Origin of the sequence: Salinimicrobium sp. TIG7-5_MAKvit (assembly GCF_049569215.1) — a bacterium.
GTDB classification, from domain to species: Bacteria; Bacteroidota; Bacteroidia; order Flavobacteriales; family Flavobacteriaceae; genus Salinimicrobium; species Salinimicrobium profundisediminis.
In genome coordinates, this window is the sequence record NZ_CP145903.1 from 1,117,195 (window position 1) to 1,132,554 (window position 15,360).

Consider the following 15,360-nt stretch of genomic DNA (forward strand, 5'->3'; position numbering starts at 1 on the left):
ATGATATTCAATTTTAATAGTTACTTATTTATAAAAAGAAGCCCCGCGGATATTCCCATGAGTGGGCAGGGACTTTACCTGTGGTTCCTCCTGATAGTCAGTCATCCGGTTCTCCAGGACCTGCTTTAAGAACCGGTAAGAGTACTGCCCATGGTCCAGGGCAATGCTGCAGGCTTTAATAAAAATATCGCGATTAGTTTTCCGGGACAAGTTCAGTATGCCATCACAGGTTTTGTAAAGCTGCTCGGGGTATTTGTCCTGTTTGAACAAAGCTTCCATGTACCGGTAAAGTTTTTCAGAGTGGTTATACCCACGCTGCAGGTAATATGTGGGGCTACGCTCTTTATAATACTGGTGGTGGGAACACAGGTGTTCCTTCCGGGTGGTATAACCTGCTTTTTTGTGGTTCCTGGGATGCGTGGCAATAAGGCCTGCTTTATGGTAGATCCTCACCAGCGACCGGGTGTAGATTACCTTGACCTTCATGCCAATGTAGGTATAGGGAACGCTGTAATAGTGTTTGTCCATTCCCAGGTAAATATGATTGTTCTTGGCCACTTTATGTTCCCTGTAATATTTGATCTCGAAGGCTGTTTCCGATAAAGGCTGCAGGGTATGTTTTTCATCAGCCAGGAACTTTTCTTCCCTACAGTAATCCTTCTGCTGCATCCGGGTCTGGTTATGCTCCCTGACCTTTTGGGCAATGGCTTTGTTCAAAGAAGGAAGGTCAAAGAAAGTGAGCTTGCGAAGCTTGGCATATACCCGGCTGTAGATCAGCTTCACCTGGTTCTCCACTAAACCTTTGTCCTGAGGTCTTCTGGGACGTGCCGGGGTAACAGAAGTGCCATAATGGTTGGCAAAATCTTCCAGGGCACGATTGAGTTCAGGCTCATAGGGATTGGCTTTTATTACTGCCGATTTTAGGTTATCCGGAACCAAGGTTTGGGGAACCCCGCCAAGATCTTTTAAACAACAGCCAAGTGCATAAATAAAATCTTCAAGTTTCTGACTGGGCACCGCCAGGGCAAAACAGTAATCGGAATACGGCAAGCAAGCTACAAACACCTGAACTTCGATCTCTTCCCCGGTATCTCTATTAATATAAGATAAAGTCTTTCCGGCGTAATCAATAAAAAGTTTATCCCCAGGCTTATGGTCCAATACCATGGAGGGTTTCCCGCTACGCAGGTATTGCTGGAGGTGCCAGCAGAACTGGCCGTAGCTATATGGATGAAGGTTTCCAGTTTTATACTCTTCCCAGAGCAACTGCCGGGTAACACCTACTTTTTTAAGTTCTTTGCTGTAGTATTCCAGCTGTGTCTTAAGATGCTCGTAGCGCTCATCTTTGTAAGCTGGGTTTCCGGGCCATATTTTCCCTTCCAGTACTGGGTCTTCCATGGCCAATAGAGCTTCAATTGAAAGATTGCCTGCACGTGCCTTTTTAATATATCCTTTTACAGTATTCTTGCTGATCGAGAGGGTCCTGGCAATGGTTTTTATGCCCTTGCCCTGTTTGTGCATACGAAGTATTTGCTTTACCTGACTCATTCGTTTTGGTTTTCCGGCCATTACTTATCTTTTGATGGTATCCATCAAATAAACCAAAACCAATACAAAAAGCTGGGGGGTCAATATGCTCCGGAATAAATTCACAGAGGGGTCAACATGCTCCTGAATAATTTTTCCAGCCAGCTTTTTTTATTTTCTAAAGGGGTCAGCATCCGCCGGAATGACAGATACCTAAAAGGTGATCTTCAGAGGGGTCAGCTTAGTCCTGAATATCCACTTCTTAAGCTCTGTGAAAGTTAAGCCGGAATAGCAGGAGAATAAGAACATATCCTTAACTCGCTCAAGGGAAGCACCGGTGCACACAATTTCTTCCAAAAAAATGTAGTTCCCTCTCAGTAAGAAATTGCCTATTATTTTTTTTCAAACTTAAAGCTGTAGCTCTTAAATGGATTTTTCTCCAGCCATTCCAATTGGATGACCAGGTTCAGTAGTTTCTTTAACCGCTCCAGGTGTTTCATTGTTCCATAAGTTCCACAAGTCTTCCGATCCATTTTAGGATTGTAGCTTCTCAGGAACATTTCAAATTCCGTAATAAACTGATAGTTGATATGCTTCAGTTAAACATTGTCGGTTTTCTTTTTCATTTTTAGAAACTCTTCAAGATGTTTTGTAGTGGTACGATAGTCCAGGATTTGGAATTAGGAATGGCCTTATAAAAAGCGGAGCGGCTTTATGCAGGCCGCTAATTTCAAATCCTGTTCCTTCAACATCAAAAGGTAAGGCGTCTGAAGTCAGGTGCAAATAGTGAGTTTCGATTGCTGCTATCCTCTAACAAAATTTGTTCCTTGTTCCGAACAGCGGACTTGAGGCAAAAAAGAATTTACGCTATTTCTTCTTAATAAAATCATGATCTTTTTTGGCTCGTGTCCAAGATCATTTGACGAACCGCTTTTCCTGAAATGGAGCTTTTGCGGAATGGAAGGAAATGTGGTGAGCTCAATGTGGTCGCTTCTCTACTGCCAATTAATAACTAATTAAATTATACCAGCTATAACACGGGTTTTAGAAGATTTAATTACAGTGAAACTAAATTGGAATTATTAGGAATAACAATTAATTACCATAAACGGCTCAATTTAAATTAATTATGATGGGTTTAATTAAATAACACCGCTTTAGCGTGTTATCCTCTTGCTACTCCTTTTCGTTCGCCACAGGCGAACAAAAATTCCGTACAATTTGGTCAAAAGCCAATTGCCAGTTTCAGGGAAATAATTTCCTGTTATGTATTTTTTTGATGGGTACGGTTATCAGCGAAAGTCAAAAAATGGATAACCCTACGTAAAATTAAATGCTGGAATTCAGCATAATAAAGATAATGATTTTTATTGAACTGAAGACAATTGAACAGAAAAACACCTCCAAAAATTTGGAGGTGCTGGACTATAAAGTTTAGATAATCAGATGTTGAATATGAAAGTATAGGAATATAAATTTCGCAATGCTTCTTCCTCTACCATCGTCTCAAAGCAGGTATAATTTTCTCTTACGTACGTGCGGATATCATTCCCAAATTTTCGTTCCACATCCTTTTTGGAATTCTCCAAAAGTCGGTTTTGGGCTTCTTCGGTCAGGTCTGAAAAATTAAGATAAATCATAAGCTTTCCATTTAAAGGATTCCTTCATCTGCAAAACTGAAATAATTTCCATCAGGTATCAGGATCAAATGGTCCAATACCTTAATATCAAATAATTCCCCTGCCTTTTTAATTTTTTGGGTCAGCCGTTTATCGGGTTCACTCGGTGTCAAGGTTCCGCTCGGGTGATTGTGGACCAAAATAACTGCCGTTGTCAAGCTCTTTAACAGTACGGCAAATAAGATGCGGACATCCACTAAAGTTCCTGTTATTCCTCCGTTAGAGGTTTCATATATTCCTTTTACCTTATTGGCATTGTTGAGCAGCATTATTTTAAAAGTCTCGTGCAGTTCAATAGTATCTTTGTTCCATTGGCTGTAGGCTAAATCTGCAGCACTTTGGGAACAGGTTATCTTGGGAAGCAAATTTGCTTTTAAACTTCCACTATAACTTATCGCGATTTCATTAACTTTGGTTTCCATTATGATCTGATTTAAAAGGTGAATAATGAAAGAGGGCGAGACTTTCGACCGTACCGCCCTCTTTGTTTTTAATTTACTCAATTGAATTATTGCCGTTCTTTACGCCTAACAAAAGGATTTCGTTGGCTTCCACTTCGGTAACATAGCGCTTAATGCCATCGTTATCCTCGTAACTACGGGATTTCAATTTTCCGCTAACTCCAATTTCCTTACCCTTTCCTGCATACTTCTCAATGATTTCTGCAGTTTTTCCCCAGGCGACTACGGTATGCCATTCCGTATTTTGCACTTTTTCGCCCTTGTCGTTTTTGTAATACTCATTGGTGGCAAGTGAAAAACGGGCTACTTTTTTACCGTTTTCGAGGTTGGTAATGGTTGGTTCCTGACCAACGTTTCCAATTAGCTGTACGTGATTTTTGATAGTACTCATAATAAAAGAATTAAAGATTACTTAATAGACTACCTGAACCTTTCAGGCAGTTTCCGTTTATATTTTTTTGAAGCGATTTACTTATTGTATCCTGAGCGTTTTCCTTTTTTTGTTTTTTTGGCCCCGCTTCCTTTCTGATGTTCTTGTACGATTTCATAATGTTCATTTTAGATTTACTTCCCGTAGTGCCGTCGCTGTTACCTTTTTTTGTTGCTTATACATTTTCAATATTTGGAATTGATAAAGACTTATAAAAGGGAGGCACGACCGGTTATGCAGTCTGTTCAACTTCCAAATGTTGGTATTTTGCTTACAAAAAAAGGGAAGGGACAGTGACGGCGCGGAAGTGCGTCTAAAGTCTTTATGTGAAGTACAAAAACATTGGAAGCGGGGCCAAAAGCAAGGATGGAAATCCGATTAAGCGGACTCCATTCCCGATTTGGAATTGGAATGAAGTGCGCTTCCCAGCATAGCGGGAAGCGCTAACGAAATGGAAAGGAGAAATTGGGGATGGTGTCCAAGACTTTTATAGTGAAGCTCTTTCCCCGCAATGGAGCTTTTTCTGCGGAATGAAGTGGGAATGTGCTGAACGGGCTATGAAAAACCGAAATTCTATTCTTAGCAGGGTTTAAAGCGGACTTAATTTTAAAGATGGAGATTGGGAATGTAGCGTTCCTGCCTTTTCGGCAGGGGTAGCGAAATGGAAATCGGAAGCTTTGAAGTTGTGTCCAAGATTTTTTGAATGATCCCGTATTTCCCGTAATGGAGCTTTTTCTGCGGAATTTAGGGGAATGGGCTGAGTGGTTTATGAAAATGAATTATCCTCTTGTAGTAAGATTTATGTCAGATTTGACTCAGAAGAATTGAGAAATGAGAACGGAATACCATCCTAACGATTATATTTCAGAAGAAAACATGTAGGGCAATTGTTTGGTCCTCTAGCAAATCAATAGAATATAGCATCAAATGAATTCAGTTGATAGTAAAAGATATAAAGTTTTTAAAAAAGCCAAATTCTGTACTTATTCTGTACTATATGAAATAAAAAAAGGCTTCACATTTCTGTGAAGCCTTGTCTTTGCTAGTAGCGGGAACAGGACTCGAACCTGTGACCTTCGGGTTATGAGCCCGACGAGCTACCTACTGCTCTATCCCGCGATATTCGACTGCAAATATACAACCGATTTCTACTTTACCAAAGAAAAAAATAAAAAATTATTCAGAGATCCAGGCAAGGGCTGTCAACCGCTCCTCATTTGTAAAACTTTTGATATCAGTAGGCATAATAAGGTCTTTGATAAACATGCTGTTCCTCAGCCAATCAAGGTCTGATACCACTGCAATCTTTCTAAAACTTCTCGTGTGGTTCAGGTTAAAAGTCATTTGTTCTAAAAAAGCTTTAAAACCTAATTTGCTACCTCTCTTGATCTCAAAAAAGATACTAATCTCCTCATGAACTTCTATTTTATCCAGAATTTTAGCCTGCACATTTTCAATAAGCTCCTCATCCAGATCTGTATCTATTATTATTCCCACTACATTTTCAGCTAATTCAAAAGTTGATACCATACAATTCAAAAGTATTTTATTCTCTAATTTAGTGAAAATCTCTTAAGAAAAAAGGGAATTGATATATAACAACCTGATTATCTATTGCTCTATACTGCTGACTTCAAATTCCTGCAGCTCGCCTGATTGGAATCTCACAGATATCTCTATAGGATTGCAACAAATCTCACAATCTTCGATATACCGCTGCCTCATTACAGAAGTATCCAGCAACATAGAGATCTCTTCCCAACAGTAGGGACATTGAAAGAAATGTTCATACATGGCTAACTTACCTTTTCAAGCTCTTCCTGTACCTGCTCCCACTCTTTCATGGCTTTTTCAAGCTCCTTCTTTTTAAACTGGTAATTCTTGAAAAAATCGGGACGCGCCATGGCCTTCTCATAGTTGTTAGCCAGTTCAAGGTCCTTCTCCTTTATTTCCCTTTCAAGTTTGGTGATCTTAGCTTCTATATTGCTCAGCTTGTTATTCAGGGATTTCAGCTTTTTTTGATTCTGGTAAGAGTCTTTATTGCTGCTTTCTTTTGGTGCCTGTTTTTGTACATCGCGTTTCTCCACCTCACGCATATCTACCAACTTTCGCTGCTCCAGGTAGTAATCTATATCTCCCAGGTACTGTTTTATTTTATGATCTTTAAATTCATAAACTTTGTTGGTGAGCCCCTGAAGAAAATCCCTGTCGTGAGACACCAGGATCAATGTACCTTCAAAGCTCTTTAGAGCGTCTTTTAAAACGTTCTTGGATTTAATATCAAGGTGGTTGGTAGGCTCATCCATTACCAGCACATTAAAAGGCTGCAGCAACATTTTCGCCAGGGCCAAACGGTTTCTCTCGCCTCCCGAAAGCACTCTTACATATTTATCTACCTCATCGCCCCTAAAAAGAAAAGATCCAAGTATATCCCTCACCTTTGACCTGTTCTTCTCGTTGGCCGCATCTATCATAGTATCCAGAACAGTCTTTGAACCGTCTAAATACTCTGCCTGATTTTGGGCAAAATATCCTATTTGTACATTATGCCCTAGTTTAAGGTTGCCTTTATAGTCCAGCTCACCTACAATGATTTTTGCCAGTGTAGATTTACCCTGCCCGTTTTGCCCTACAAATGCAGTTTTTGAATCACGTTCAATCAAGAGGTCAATATCCTTCAGCACATTTTTATGCCCGTAACTTTTAGTGATATGATCAGCTTCAATAACCACCTTACCCGGCACCACAGAAACCGGAAACTTCAAATTCATTACCGAATTATCGTCCTCATCTACTTCAATACGATCTACTTTGTCCAGCTTTTTAATGAGAGATTGTGCCATACTTGCTTTTGAAGCTTTAGCCCTGAATTTCTCAATCAGCTTTTCGGTCTGCTGAATTTGTTTCTCCTGGTTCTTTTGAGAAGCCAGTTGCTGCTCCCTCAATTCCTTCCGAAGAACAAGGTATTTTGAATAGGGTTTATTAAAGTCGTAAATCCTTCCAAGGGAGATCTCAATGGTTCTGTTGGTCACATTGTCGAGAAACATCTTATCGTGAGACACGATCACCACAGCTCCGGGATAGTTGTTAAGAAACCCTTCCAGCCAGATAATAGATTCAATATCAAGGTGGTTGGTAGGCTCATCCAATAGAAGAATATCATTTTGCTGAAGCAGCAGTTTTGCCAGCTCAATCCGCATTCTCCATCCTCCAGAGAAGGTATCGGTAAGCTTGTTAAAATCATCACGTTTAAAACCGAGCCCCTGGAGAATACGCTCTGTCTCCCCCTGGTAGTTGTAACCCCCGTGAATCTCGTATTGATGCTGCACATCATTGAGATCTACCATTAGTTGATGGTACTCCTCACTTTCATAATCGGTACGCTCAGCAAGCTGGGTATTGATCTCTTCGAGCTGTTTCTCCTGCTTCTTGATCTCTTCAAAAGCTTCATAAGACTCTTCAAGAACCGTACGCCCTTCTACAAAGTCTATATCCTGCTTAAGAAAACCAATTTTTAAATCCTTGTCAGATGCAATTTGGCCCGTATCGGGTTCCATTTCGCCCGAGAGGATCTTGAGCATGGTAGATTTTCCGGCCCCGTTTTTACCTATTAGCCCCACTCTGTCACCGCCACCAAGCCTAAAGGTGATCTCTTCAAACAAATATTCTCCGCCAAAGGAGACCGATAAATTATGTATATTCAACATTCCTCTTCAAAATTTCTGCAAAGATGCTGATTTTTTCAGGGTAAAAAAATAGGCTGCAGATTGATATAGCTAATTAAAAACCAGTTAGACTCAAAAGTGTTGCCATTATTACTTCGGAAGAAGTCTTTCTCGCACTCTATTTTCATTCTGCGGAAAACCTTTCAGAAGGCTTATTCTTTAGCCGAAAGATCCGTAAATTTGTAACTCTTACCGAAGCTTATGAACTCATTAAAAGGAAATAAACTGTACAGCATTTTCACAGGTACCTGCCCCGTTTGCCAGGAAGAGAGTATGTATAAGGAAGATAACCCTTACAAGATCTCAAAGCTGTTTGCCATGCACGATCGCTGTTCAAACTGTGGCACCAAATATAAAATGGAACCTTCTTTTTTCTTTGGCGCCATGTACGTGAGCTATGCGGTGGGAATCGCCTTCGCCACCGCCGCTTTTGTGATTTCTTACTTCTTTTTAAGCCTGCCCCTGCTGCCCACCTTTATCATTATTGTGGCTACACTGGTCATATTCCTGCCGGTCATAGTGCGATGGAGTAGAAATATCTGGGTCAATTTCTTTTTTAGTTACGATCCAAAAAAGGCAAAAAGCTAAGCTTTTTTATACCACTTTCGGGTAAACCTGGAGATGTCAATTTCGGGATCCAGTTCTTTACCTTCATCAATGAAATCTAAAAGTTCTTCAGAAATTGATGGAGCTATTAAGATTCCGCGGCTTCCAAAACCATTGCATGTATAGAGATTTTTGTGGTACGGGTGCTGCCCCACCATTGGTCTGCGGTCTATAGTAGAGGGTCGCAAGCCCGCAACCTGATCTACCACTTCAAAATCGGTTTTAATAAGATCCTTCAGCTTTTCAACCAGCTCTTCCCTTGCTGCCTGGGTTGGTTCGGGAGTTTTATCGGTGTTGCTGTAGGTTGCTCCTACGGCATAGTGATCTCCTCCTGCCGGAAAAATAAAGATCGAAGACTTTACACCTACTTCCAGGTCGAGTCCGGGTGCTTTAATGATGATATACTCCCCTTTATTCCCTCTTAACGGAAGATAGCTGAAATAGGAATTTTTCTGAATCCCAAAACCTTCGCTAAAAATGACATTTTTGGCACCTATGTTTTTGTACTGCACACCCGAAGTGGTTAATTGCAGTGCATCATGATCAAAAGTTTCCTTTACAAGCCAGCCTTTCTCCTGAAGGTGTTCAGAATAGGATTCCAGAAGGTAACGCGGATCAATTCGGGAGGTTTTCAACACTTTTCCGAAAGAAAATTTCCCCGGAATATGCTTATTGACCGAAGCAACAAGCTTTGTATCGAGAAAAGGAGCGATTTTAGGCTTATCGGTTGCTGCAAACCAGTTGTTCTGCTCTTCTATAGATGAAAACCGCCTGTAGACCTCCAGAGGGCCTAAAAAGGTCTTTTTGAGGTGCGCTTCCATATCCTTATAGAACGTGTATGCTTTTTCCAGTTGCTCATCGGCCTTCCAGGCCAGGGTGAAGCGCTTCAGGATAACAGGATTCATGAATCCGCCGGCAACTTTTGAGGCTTCCTGGCTGTCATCATCAAAAACAACAAAGGATTTTCCGGCTTTTTCGAGCCTGTATGCAAGGCAGGTTCCACTAAGGCCTGCCCCAACAATAATATAGTCTTTCATGTTACAAAATTAGATATAAAAAAACGCCTTTTCGGGGAAGAAAAGGCGTTATAAATTCATTCATGCGCACAGTTTAGTAATTCCACATATCCTGTTCAAAATTCCTTATTTGCTCCTTGATCCTTTCAGACTCCAATAGCTGCATAAAGGCATTGTTACTTATGTAATCATCAACCTGGCGGTTGCCCTGTACATTATCTTCAGCATAAATCACCGCATTGAACCTTCGAGCGTTGAGCAAGTGATCAAAGGATACCGGATTTGAGGTATTATCGGGGTTATAAGCATAAGCATCGTTCAACACTTCTCTTGCCCCGGGAAACCATACCCAAAAAAGCTCTACTAATGCAGATGCACCACCCTCATCAATAAAGTTTACATCGGGTGCAACCGGTGCAATGGCCAAAAGCCTGTACTTAAGCTCTGCCTGGCGCTTGTCAAAATACCAGTACCCGCGAATGTGATATTCAGCAATGTCAGCTGAAGAAATATCTCTTCGGCTTATAAATTGTGGATCAATCTCTTCCCCGGCATTGTATTGCTCGATACCAAGATCGGTCGTATCAACTTTAGACAACGCCGCCTGTATGTCATTCAGGGTACGCTTATCATTAAAGTAAGAGTCGGCATAGATATTTTTAATCTTTCCGCTTTTAATACCGGCTACCAACACGTCGTAAAGAGAGCGTCTTGAACCCCCAATCTGGTTAGTATCTATAGGATAGTACAAGGGGAAATTCACTCTTTCATCGAGATCTATGATCTCCCAGGTGGTTTTTGCCCAAAGTACATCCCTGTCATCAACATATCCATACTCCAAAGGATCGTTCTTTCCATAGGTAAGCTCTGCCTTGGTAGGGCCTCCTATTTCATCGGGACTTTTGGCATTAAGAAGATTACTTTGGCCAAAAGAGGTCACCGAAACGAGCAATCCACATAATCCTAACAAAAATTGGTTCCAGTTCATGTTCTAATGATTTAATTTGTTAATTCAACCAGTACCGGAGATACTTGTTTTAGCTTATAACCTGAGCTTCCGGCAAGTTGAGCTTCCACATCAAAGATCTGGATAGTCTCGCCTCTGCCTGCTCTTCTTAGCGCTCCAATAGCACTCTGGTCAAGCTTTTGCCCTCTCACCTGAATAGTTGGCTGACCCGGTACACGAAATTTGAATCCGGTTACTCTTAGATCAACATCAAATTCAAAATCGGGCAGAGCTGCTCCAATGGTTGAAATTTCAAGGTTTTGACGCTGCATTCTTACCGTTCCGTCTTCCCCTCTTACAGTTCCAACAGGTCTTGGTATATCGCGTACTCTAAATGTTTTGCTGTCGCTTACTTTTTCTCCTCCCGGAAGTTCACCACTTACATTGATGGTCACTTCACGAGCCCGGAGCGTAGTAACATCCATAATGTAATTTCCGGCTCCACCTGCAGATCTTAGTCCCGGTGCATTTGCCGATACGTTACCCACTCCTGGTATAGAGATGGTCATTGGGTTTGCAACCCCACGGTAAACCACGTTCATCTTATCGGCAGAAATTACTGCGGAATTAGGTTTTGGAATAACGCTATATGAGCTGGTCACGGGAATTTCTACAATAGAATCTCCTTCTTTAAACTGAAGTTGTCCGGTAATTTTTTGCTCACCTACATTCCCGGCCGGGAATTTAAGCTGCACCTGACCAGCCTGTGTAGAAGCCACTTTGTTACCGTTGATCACAACATTCTCAAAACGCAAAGAAGGATCTACTCTTCCTAAAACTACTTTTCCGGAGAACTGCTCTCCACTAAAGAATGCAGTTTTGTCGGGAATAACTATAGCTTCATAGTTGGTCAAAGAAACATCGCTTTGAAGCTGGCCCGAAAGCATAGCTGAAAGCGCATCATTTTCAGCCGATTTTGCATCGCCTTGCATTTGAGTAAGCTTTGTAATAGATGCAATTAGCGGAAATCCTTCAAAGTTATAAGATAACCATGGACGTTTCACACCTTCACCATCTACAACAGGCTCTGTGCTAAACTCCCTTCTAACTTCAGATGCAATTTGAGAAAAGTCTTCTCCTAATACACTTGCAACACCTTCACGGTATTTTTCTATTTCGGCAAGAAATTCCTTTCCTGCTTCACTTGGCTGCCCGCTTGAGAAAAGATATTCATCAAGTTGTGCAGACTGATCCATTGCCTCGTAATCTTCACGCTCATCACCTTCAATATCTGCAAGCGCTTTTTCCTTGAGATTATCAATGTAGGTGGTAAAGTTAGTAGTTAAGGTATGAATTTGCTCCGCCTTTTCCTGCAACGGAACATACTTTGCCGGCTGCTCTTGAGCTTTTGTTGCCAATCCTGCGATTGCAGCGGCATTTCTTTCAGTAACAGAGGCATTTGATTCGGCTAAACTTTCGTTAGTCATTCCAAAGGCAGTAAGTACTTCTTTGGACATATTTAGAGCCATCATTGCGATGAAAACCAGATACATCAGGTTAATCATCTTCTGTCTTGGGGTTTGTTTTCCAGACGCCATTCTCTAATTTTAGTTTGTTCTTTTAATTTTTTTTAGGGCAAAAAGCTTCCTGTTAAGCCTTAACGTGCATAGCAGAAAGCATTCCTCCGTAAACATTGTTTAGAGAAGAAAGGTTGGTAGCCAAAGACTCCATTTGCTTATTTAACCTGTCAGCATTTTCGGCTACTGCATCATTCACTTCTGCCTGGCGTGAAGCAGACTCTACCTGTACTTTATAAATATTGTTCAATGACTCCAGTTGGTTTGCAGCCAGGCTCATCTCCTCGCTGTACTTCTTTTGAGAAGCCATGGCATCTACTGTAGGAGTAATATTTTTTGCGGCACCTTCAAAGTTTCTAATACTGTCCCCAAGGCTGCTCATCAAATTAGCATCGATCTTAGCCTCACGTAAAATATTGTCAAGTTTTTTAGATAACATCCCTTCAGTTTCTTCATTGCTCACCAATGCCTGGTTATTGCGGGTTGCCGGTGTACCACCAGCCAGTTCGGGATAAACCAGAGACCAGTCTAATTCGTCATCTACCGGTTCAAATGCAGAAACAGCAAAAACAAGTGCTTCTACGATTAGACCAATAATTAACATTTCATTACCTAAAGGCCAGTGCATGATTTTAAATAGTGCCCCCAGGATAACTACAGAAGCACCCAGACCATACACCATATTCATTAATTTCTTACTCGACTTTGATTGTGCCATGATAAATAAAAATTTAGTTCTTTTTTAATAGGTTATTTGTGAAATAGGGATTTTTATCTTGTTTGATTCAGGGTAAGATCTGTCCCCAAATAGTCCTGTACCGTTCTAAAGCCGATGTAACTACGGGCAGAATCTGCGTATTCATAGTCACGTGAACTCACCTGAAGAAAATAAGCTACATCTTTCCATGATCCCCCACGGACCACTTTTTTCATATTGGACTCATCATTTACCGACGGGTTCATAGATGAAGAATATTCATAAGATGCAGGGTCATACGATGAAAAAACCCATTCGGCAACATTACCAGCCATATTATACAAACCGTAATCATTAGGCTCATAAGATTTGGCCTCTACGGTGTACAAAGCCTGATCGGCTGCGTAATCTCCCCTCAATGGTTTAAAGTTAGCCATAAAACAACCGCGGTCGTTCTTGGTATAAGGCCCACCCCAAGGATAAGTGGCAGACTCAAGGCCACCCCGGGCTGCATATTCCCATTCGGCCTCTGTAGGCAAACGATAAGAGTTTACATTGTGCTCGCCTTTTGATTTTCTGTAAGAGTTGTGATACAGGGTTCTCCATTGTGCAAAAGCACGTGCCTGTTTCCAGGAAACCCCTACCACAGGATAATCGCTATAAGCATCATGCCAAAAATAATCGTTATGCATGGGCTCATTATAGGAATAGTTAAAATCTTTGATCCAAACAGTAGTATCTGGATAAATTTGAATTTCTTCAGTTTCAATAAAATCGGCACGCTTACCCGGCTCTGCTCTTGCAGCCGAACTTACGTCCATCCAGGTATAGCGAAATTTAAGATGATTCACATCAAAAGAACGCTGGCCATTGTATGCTTCTTCAATAGGAATATACAGGGTGTCCATCACCTCAGCATAATATTCATCGGGATAGTCTCTGGTATCCCAAATAAGATCTACATCCTTATTGATCTTTCTGCCTTCATAGTCCCCAAGGCTGTAATAGTTATTGTACATGTACTGTTCATAGGGAGTCATATCGGCCTCCTCGCTATCGGCAAAAGCAAATTCACCAATCCCTCCTGTACCGGGGGTTTCACCAATCTCTTCAGCAAAGATGGCAAGTTTCATTCTGGTGACCGAATCTTTTACCCAATTTACAAACTGGCGGTATTCCGCATTGGTAATTTCGGTTTCATCCATATAAAAAGAACGAACAGTAACAGTTTTTGGCGGAGCATTGTTCAATCCGGCAATATCATCATCACTTTTACCCATGATGAATGCACCACCAGGAATTAACGTCATCCCCAACGGTTTTTCGGGATGCCATTTCTTTCCCTGCGCACCAACCAATTGCCCTTGATCACTGCGACCACACGAGGCCAAAACAGAAATTACAGCAATAAGCGAAAAAAATTTCTTCATAATATCTCTCAAAGTTAGGACATAATAGCTCCAAGGCAGTAAACCTATTTATTTATTTTCTAATAAACAATTTATTTAGTTAAAATGCAGAAGCTACAAATGTTTATATTATTTAAATTTCGTTTTTCCTTTTTGTTTTATACCACCTCTCGGGGATGATTTGATTACAGGCGTCGAGGTAATCTCCTTGCGTGCAAGGTAATAACGTATGCCTCTTAAGTTTATTATTTGCAGGTGAAATAAATGGAATTTCTATCCACCAGCGACCGCTTACCGGACTCTTAAAAAAAACCAGGATCTCATCGTCAACTGGAACCTGGTATCTTATAAACTCCTTTTTAGAGGAAATAGTATTTTCATTTTTCCTAAAATTCACCCCCTCAATAAAATACCACAGTATTTGAGCCACCAACATGTTTGAAGCAGGAAAATTAAGCTGGGAGGTATATTCAAATATTCCAAATGAAGACACTTTATCACTAATACCTGCATACCGCGCCAAAGCACAAATTTCTTTCCCATCAAAACCGTTAGAAGATCGAAGCCTGTAGTTACCAAGTGCACCTGCACTAATCGCACCCAAATCAAGCCCCACCAGGTTGGCGTCTCGCATCACCGGCTCAATTGCAATGATATCAGCCGACACTTCCCCCAGTCTTATTGCATCAAAGAATAACCTCTCCATCAACTCAATCTCATCCTGTGAATTGAAATAAGTTTGATATCCCAGGTTAGAATAATTGAAGAGATTATAAGGTTTAGTCACTACCATCTTCCCTACATAAGAATGGTTACTTATTGGTTTATCGGCATCTCCAAGGTCAAACCTGGAATCGATGTTCACCAGGTTCACCATCTGCTCCACCCCGTCATAAGCCCGGTACTGCGCATAAAGCAGATCTTCGCTTCCTCCAAGAAGCACCGGAATAATGCCATTTTTAAGACAGTAGTTCACCACAGATTGGACTGCAAAAAAAGTATCTTCTTCAGAATCCCCTTTTTGGATATCCCCCAAATCGGCCATTGGTAGATTCCAGTTACCTGCGTATAGATTGTAAAACTCTCTTCTTATATTATCAAAATCAAACGGCTCACCGGTAGGGTCTTCATCCAAACGATCTTCCAGGACTCCAAAAAAGGCAATTTTAATGCCATCAAGGTCAGGAAAAGCTTTATTTTCAAGATGAATCCGAATGGATGCCCCCAAACTGTTACCCGCAGTTACGAGCTCCTCCTTCACCGGCGTAAGAAAATCGAATTCCATAA

The 15,360-nt window shown here is 41.1% G+C and carries 15 protein-coding genes and 1 tRNA gene; 1 reads left to right on the top strand and 15 read right to left on the bottom strand.

Translation table 11 applies throughout. The annotated features are described in order from the left end of the window. Positions 1 to 24: 24 nt before the first annotated feature. From istA to V5739_RS05095, 9 genes are all read right to left on the bottom strand, one after another. A complete protein-coding gene (gene istA / locus V5739_RS05055; protein ID WP_423819162.1) occupies positions 25 to 1,548 on the bottom strand; it encodes an IS21 family transposase in 1,524 nt (507 codons plus the stop codon). Between the two features lie 371 nt (positions 1,549 to 1,919). Continuing rightward, complete coding sequence (locus V5739_RS05060) at positions 1,920 to 2,087, bottom strand: phage integrase SAM-like domain-containing protein (protein WP_423819887.1); 168 nt, start codon at positions 2,085 to 2,087, stop codon at positions 1,920 to 1,922. Between the two features lie 882 nt (positions 2,088 to 2,969). After that, positions 2,970 to 3,167: a hypothetical protein gene (locus V5739_RS05065; RefSeq protein WP_189602825.1), complete on the bottom strand. Its 198-nt coding sequence runs from the start codon at positions 3,165 to 3,167 to the stop codon at positions 2,970 to 2,972. A gap of 11 nt (positions 3,168 to 3,178) precedes the next feature. Continuing rightward, positions 3,179 to 3,628 (bottom strand): JAB domain-containing protein, encoded by a 450-nt coding sequence (locus V5739_RS05070; RefSeq protein WP_168025956.1) that lies wholly within the window; start codon positions 3,626 to 3,628, stop codon positions 3,179 to 3,181. Positions 3,629 to 3,701: 73 nt separating this feature from the next. Then, complete coding sequence (locus V5739_RS05075) at positions 3,702 to 4,058, bottom strand: single-stranded DNA-binding protein (protein ID WP_189602817.1); 357 nt, start codon at positions 4,056 to 4,058, stop codon at positions 3,702 to 3,704. A 1,085-nt stretch (positions 4,059 to 5,143) separates the two neighbouring features. Continuing rightward, a tRNA-Met gene (locus V5739_RS05080) sits at positions 5,144 to 5,216 on the bottom strand. 57 nt (positions 5,217 to 5,273) lie between these two features. Continuing rightward, a complete protein-coding gene (locus V5739_RS05085) occupies positions 5,274 to 5,627 on the bottom strand; it encodes an STAS/SEC14 domain-containing protein (RefSeq protein ID WP_266068470.1) in 354 nt (117 codons plus the stop codon). A gap of 81 nt (positions 5,628 to 5,708) precedes the next feature. Then, a complete protein-coding gene (locus V5739_RS05090; protein WP_423819889.1) occupies positions 5,709 to 5,891 on the bottom strand; it encodes a CPXCG motif-containing cysteine-rich protein in 183 nt (60 codons plus the stop codon). Between the two features lie 2 nt (positions 5,892 to 5,893). Beyond that, positions 5,894 to 7,804, bottom strand: a complete 1,911-nt coding sequence (locus V5739_RS05095) for an ABC-F family ATP-binding cassette domain-containing protein (RefSeq protein ID WP_423819890.1) — start codon at positions 7,802 to 7,804, stop codon at positions 5,894 to 5,896. 219 nt (positions 7,805 to 8,023) lie between these two features. Between V5739_RS05095 and V5739_RS05100 the strand changes: the two genes are divergently transcribed. After that, positions 8,024 to 8,410 (top strand): DUF983 domain-containing protein, encoded by a 387-nt coding sequence (locus tag V5739_RS05100; protein WP_423819891.1) that lies wholly within the window; start codon positions 8,024 to 8,026, stop codon positions 8,408 to 8,410. Here the strand turns inward: V5739_RS05100 and V5739_RS05105 are convergent. The 6 genes from V5739_RS05105 to V5739_RS05130 all read right to left on the bottom strand — a co-directional run bounded on the left by V5739_RS05105 (position 8,407) and on the right by V5739_RS05130 (position 15,358). Continuing rightward, positions 8,407 to 9,465 (bottom strand): NAD(P)/FAD-dependent oxidoreductase, encoded by a 1,059-nt coding sequence (locus tag V5739_RS05105; protein ID WP_423819892.1) that lies wholly within the window; start codon positions 9,463 to 9,465, stop codon positions 8,407 to 8,409. The genes V5739_RS05100 and V5739_RS05105 overlap by 4 nt on opposite strands. 73 nt (positions 9,466 to 9,538) lie before the next feature. Next, on the bottom strand, positions 9,539 to 10,432 hold the full coding sequence (gldN, locus tag V5739_RS05110) for a gliding motility protein GldN (RefSeq protein WP_423819893.1): 894 nt from the start codon (positions 10,430 to 10,432) through the stop codon (positions 9,539 to 9,541). Positions 10,433 to 10,443: 11 nt separating this feature from the next. Then, on the bottom strand, positions 10,444 to 11,988 hold the full coding sequence (gldM, locus tag V5739_RS05115; protein ID WP_423819894.1) for a gliding motility protein GldM: 1,545 nt from the start codon (positions 11,986 to 11,988) through the stop codon (positions 10,444 to 10,446). Between the two features lie 52 nt (positions 11,989 to 12,040). Next, positions 12,041 to 12,685, bottom strand: a complete 645-nt coding sequence (gene gldL / locus V5739_RS05120; protein ID WP_345599372.1) for a gliding motility protein GldL — start codon at positions 12,683 to 12,685, stop codon at positions 12,041 to 12,043. Between the two features lie 53 nt (positions 12,686 to 12,738). Next, entirely contained in the window at positions 12,739 to 14,094 is a 1,356-nt protein-coding gene (gene gldK / locus V5739_RS05125; RefSeq protein ID WP_423819895.1) for a gliding motility lipoprotein GldK, read from the bottom strand. Positions 14,095 to 14,206: 112 nt separating this feature from the next. Further along, the gene (locus V5739_RS05130; RefSeq protein WP_423819896.1) at positions 14,207 to 15,358 is read right to left on the bottom strand and encodes a formimidoylglutamase; all 1,152 of its coding nucleotides are present in this window, start codon (positions 15,356 to 15,358) and stop codon (positions 14,207 to 14,209) included. Positions 15,359 to 15,360: the final 2 nt, after the last annotated feature.

Excerpts from the sequence above, each read along its gene's own strand:
- istA (WP_423819162.1), bottom strand. The coding sequence starts at position 1,548 with ATGAGTCAGGTAAAGCAAATACTTCGTATGCACAAACAGGGCAAGGGC.
- V5739_RS05060 (WP_423819887.1), bottom strand. The coding sequence starts at position 2,087 with ATGTTCCTGAGAAGCTACAATCCTAAAATGGATCGGAAGACTTGTGGA.
- V5739_RS05065 (WP_189602825.1), bottom strand. The coding sequence starts at position 3,167 with ATGATTTATCTTAATTTTTCAGACCTGACCGAAGAAGCCCAAAACCGA.
- V5739_RS05070 (WP_168025956.1), bottom strand. The coding sequence starts at position 3,628 with ATGGAAACCAAAGTTAATGAAATCGCGATAAGTTATAGTGGAAGTTTA.
- V5739_RS05075 (WP_189602817.1), bottom strand. The coding sequence starts at position 4,058 with ATGAGTACTATCAAAAATCACGTACAGCTAATTGGAAACGTTGGTCAG.
- V5739_RS05085 (WP_266068470.1), bottom strand. The coding sequence starts at position 5,627 with ATGGTATCAACTTTTGAATTAGCTGAAAATGTAGTGGGAATAATAATA.
- V5739_RS05090 (WP_423819889.1), bottom strand. The coding sequence starts at position 5,891 with ATGTATGAACATTTCTTTCAATGTCCCTACTGTTGGGAAGAGATCTCT.
- V5739_RS05095 (WP_423819890.1), bottom strand. The coding sequence starts at position 7,804 with ATGTTGAATATACATAATTTATCGGTCTCCTTTGGCGGAGAATATTTG.
- V5739_RS05100 (WP_423819891.1), top strand. The coding sequence starts at position 8,024 with ATGAACTCATTAAAAGGAAATAAACTGTACAGCATTTTCACAGGTACC.
- V5739_RS05105 (WP_423819892.1), bottom strand. The coding sequence starts at position 9,465 with ATGAAAGACTATATTATTGTTGGGGCAGGCCTTAGTGGAACCTGCCTT.
- gldN (WP_423819893.1), bottom strand. The coding sequence starts at position 10,432 with ATGAACTGGAACCAATTTTTGTTAGGATTATGTGGATTGCTCGTTTCG.
- gldM (WP_423819894.1), bottom strand. The coding sequence starts at position 11,988 with ATGGCGTCTGGAAAACAAACCCCAAGACAGAAGATGATTAACCTGATG.
- gldL (WP_345599372.1), bottom strand. The coding sequence starts at position 12,685 with ATGGCACAATCAAAGTCGAGTAAGAAATTAATGAATATGGTGTATGGT.
- gldK (WP_423819895.1), bottom strand. The coding sequence starts at position 14,094 with ATGAAGAAATTTTTTTCGCTTATTGCTGTAATTTCTGTTTTGGCCTCG.
- V5739_RS05130 (WP_423819896.1), bottom strand. The coding sequence starts at position 15,358 with ATGGAATTCGATTTTCTTACGCCGGTGAAGGAGGAGCTCGTAACTGCG.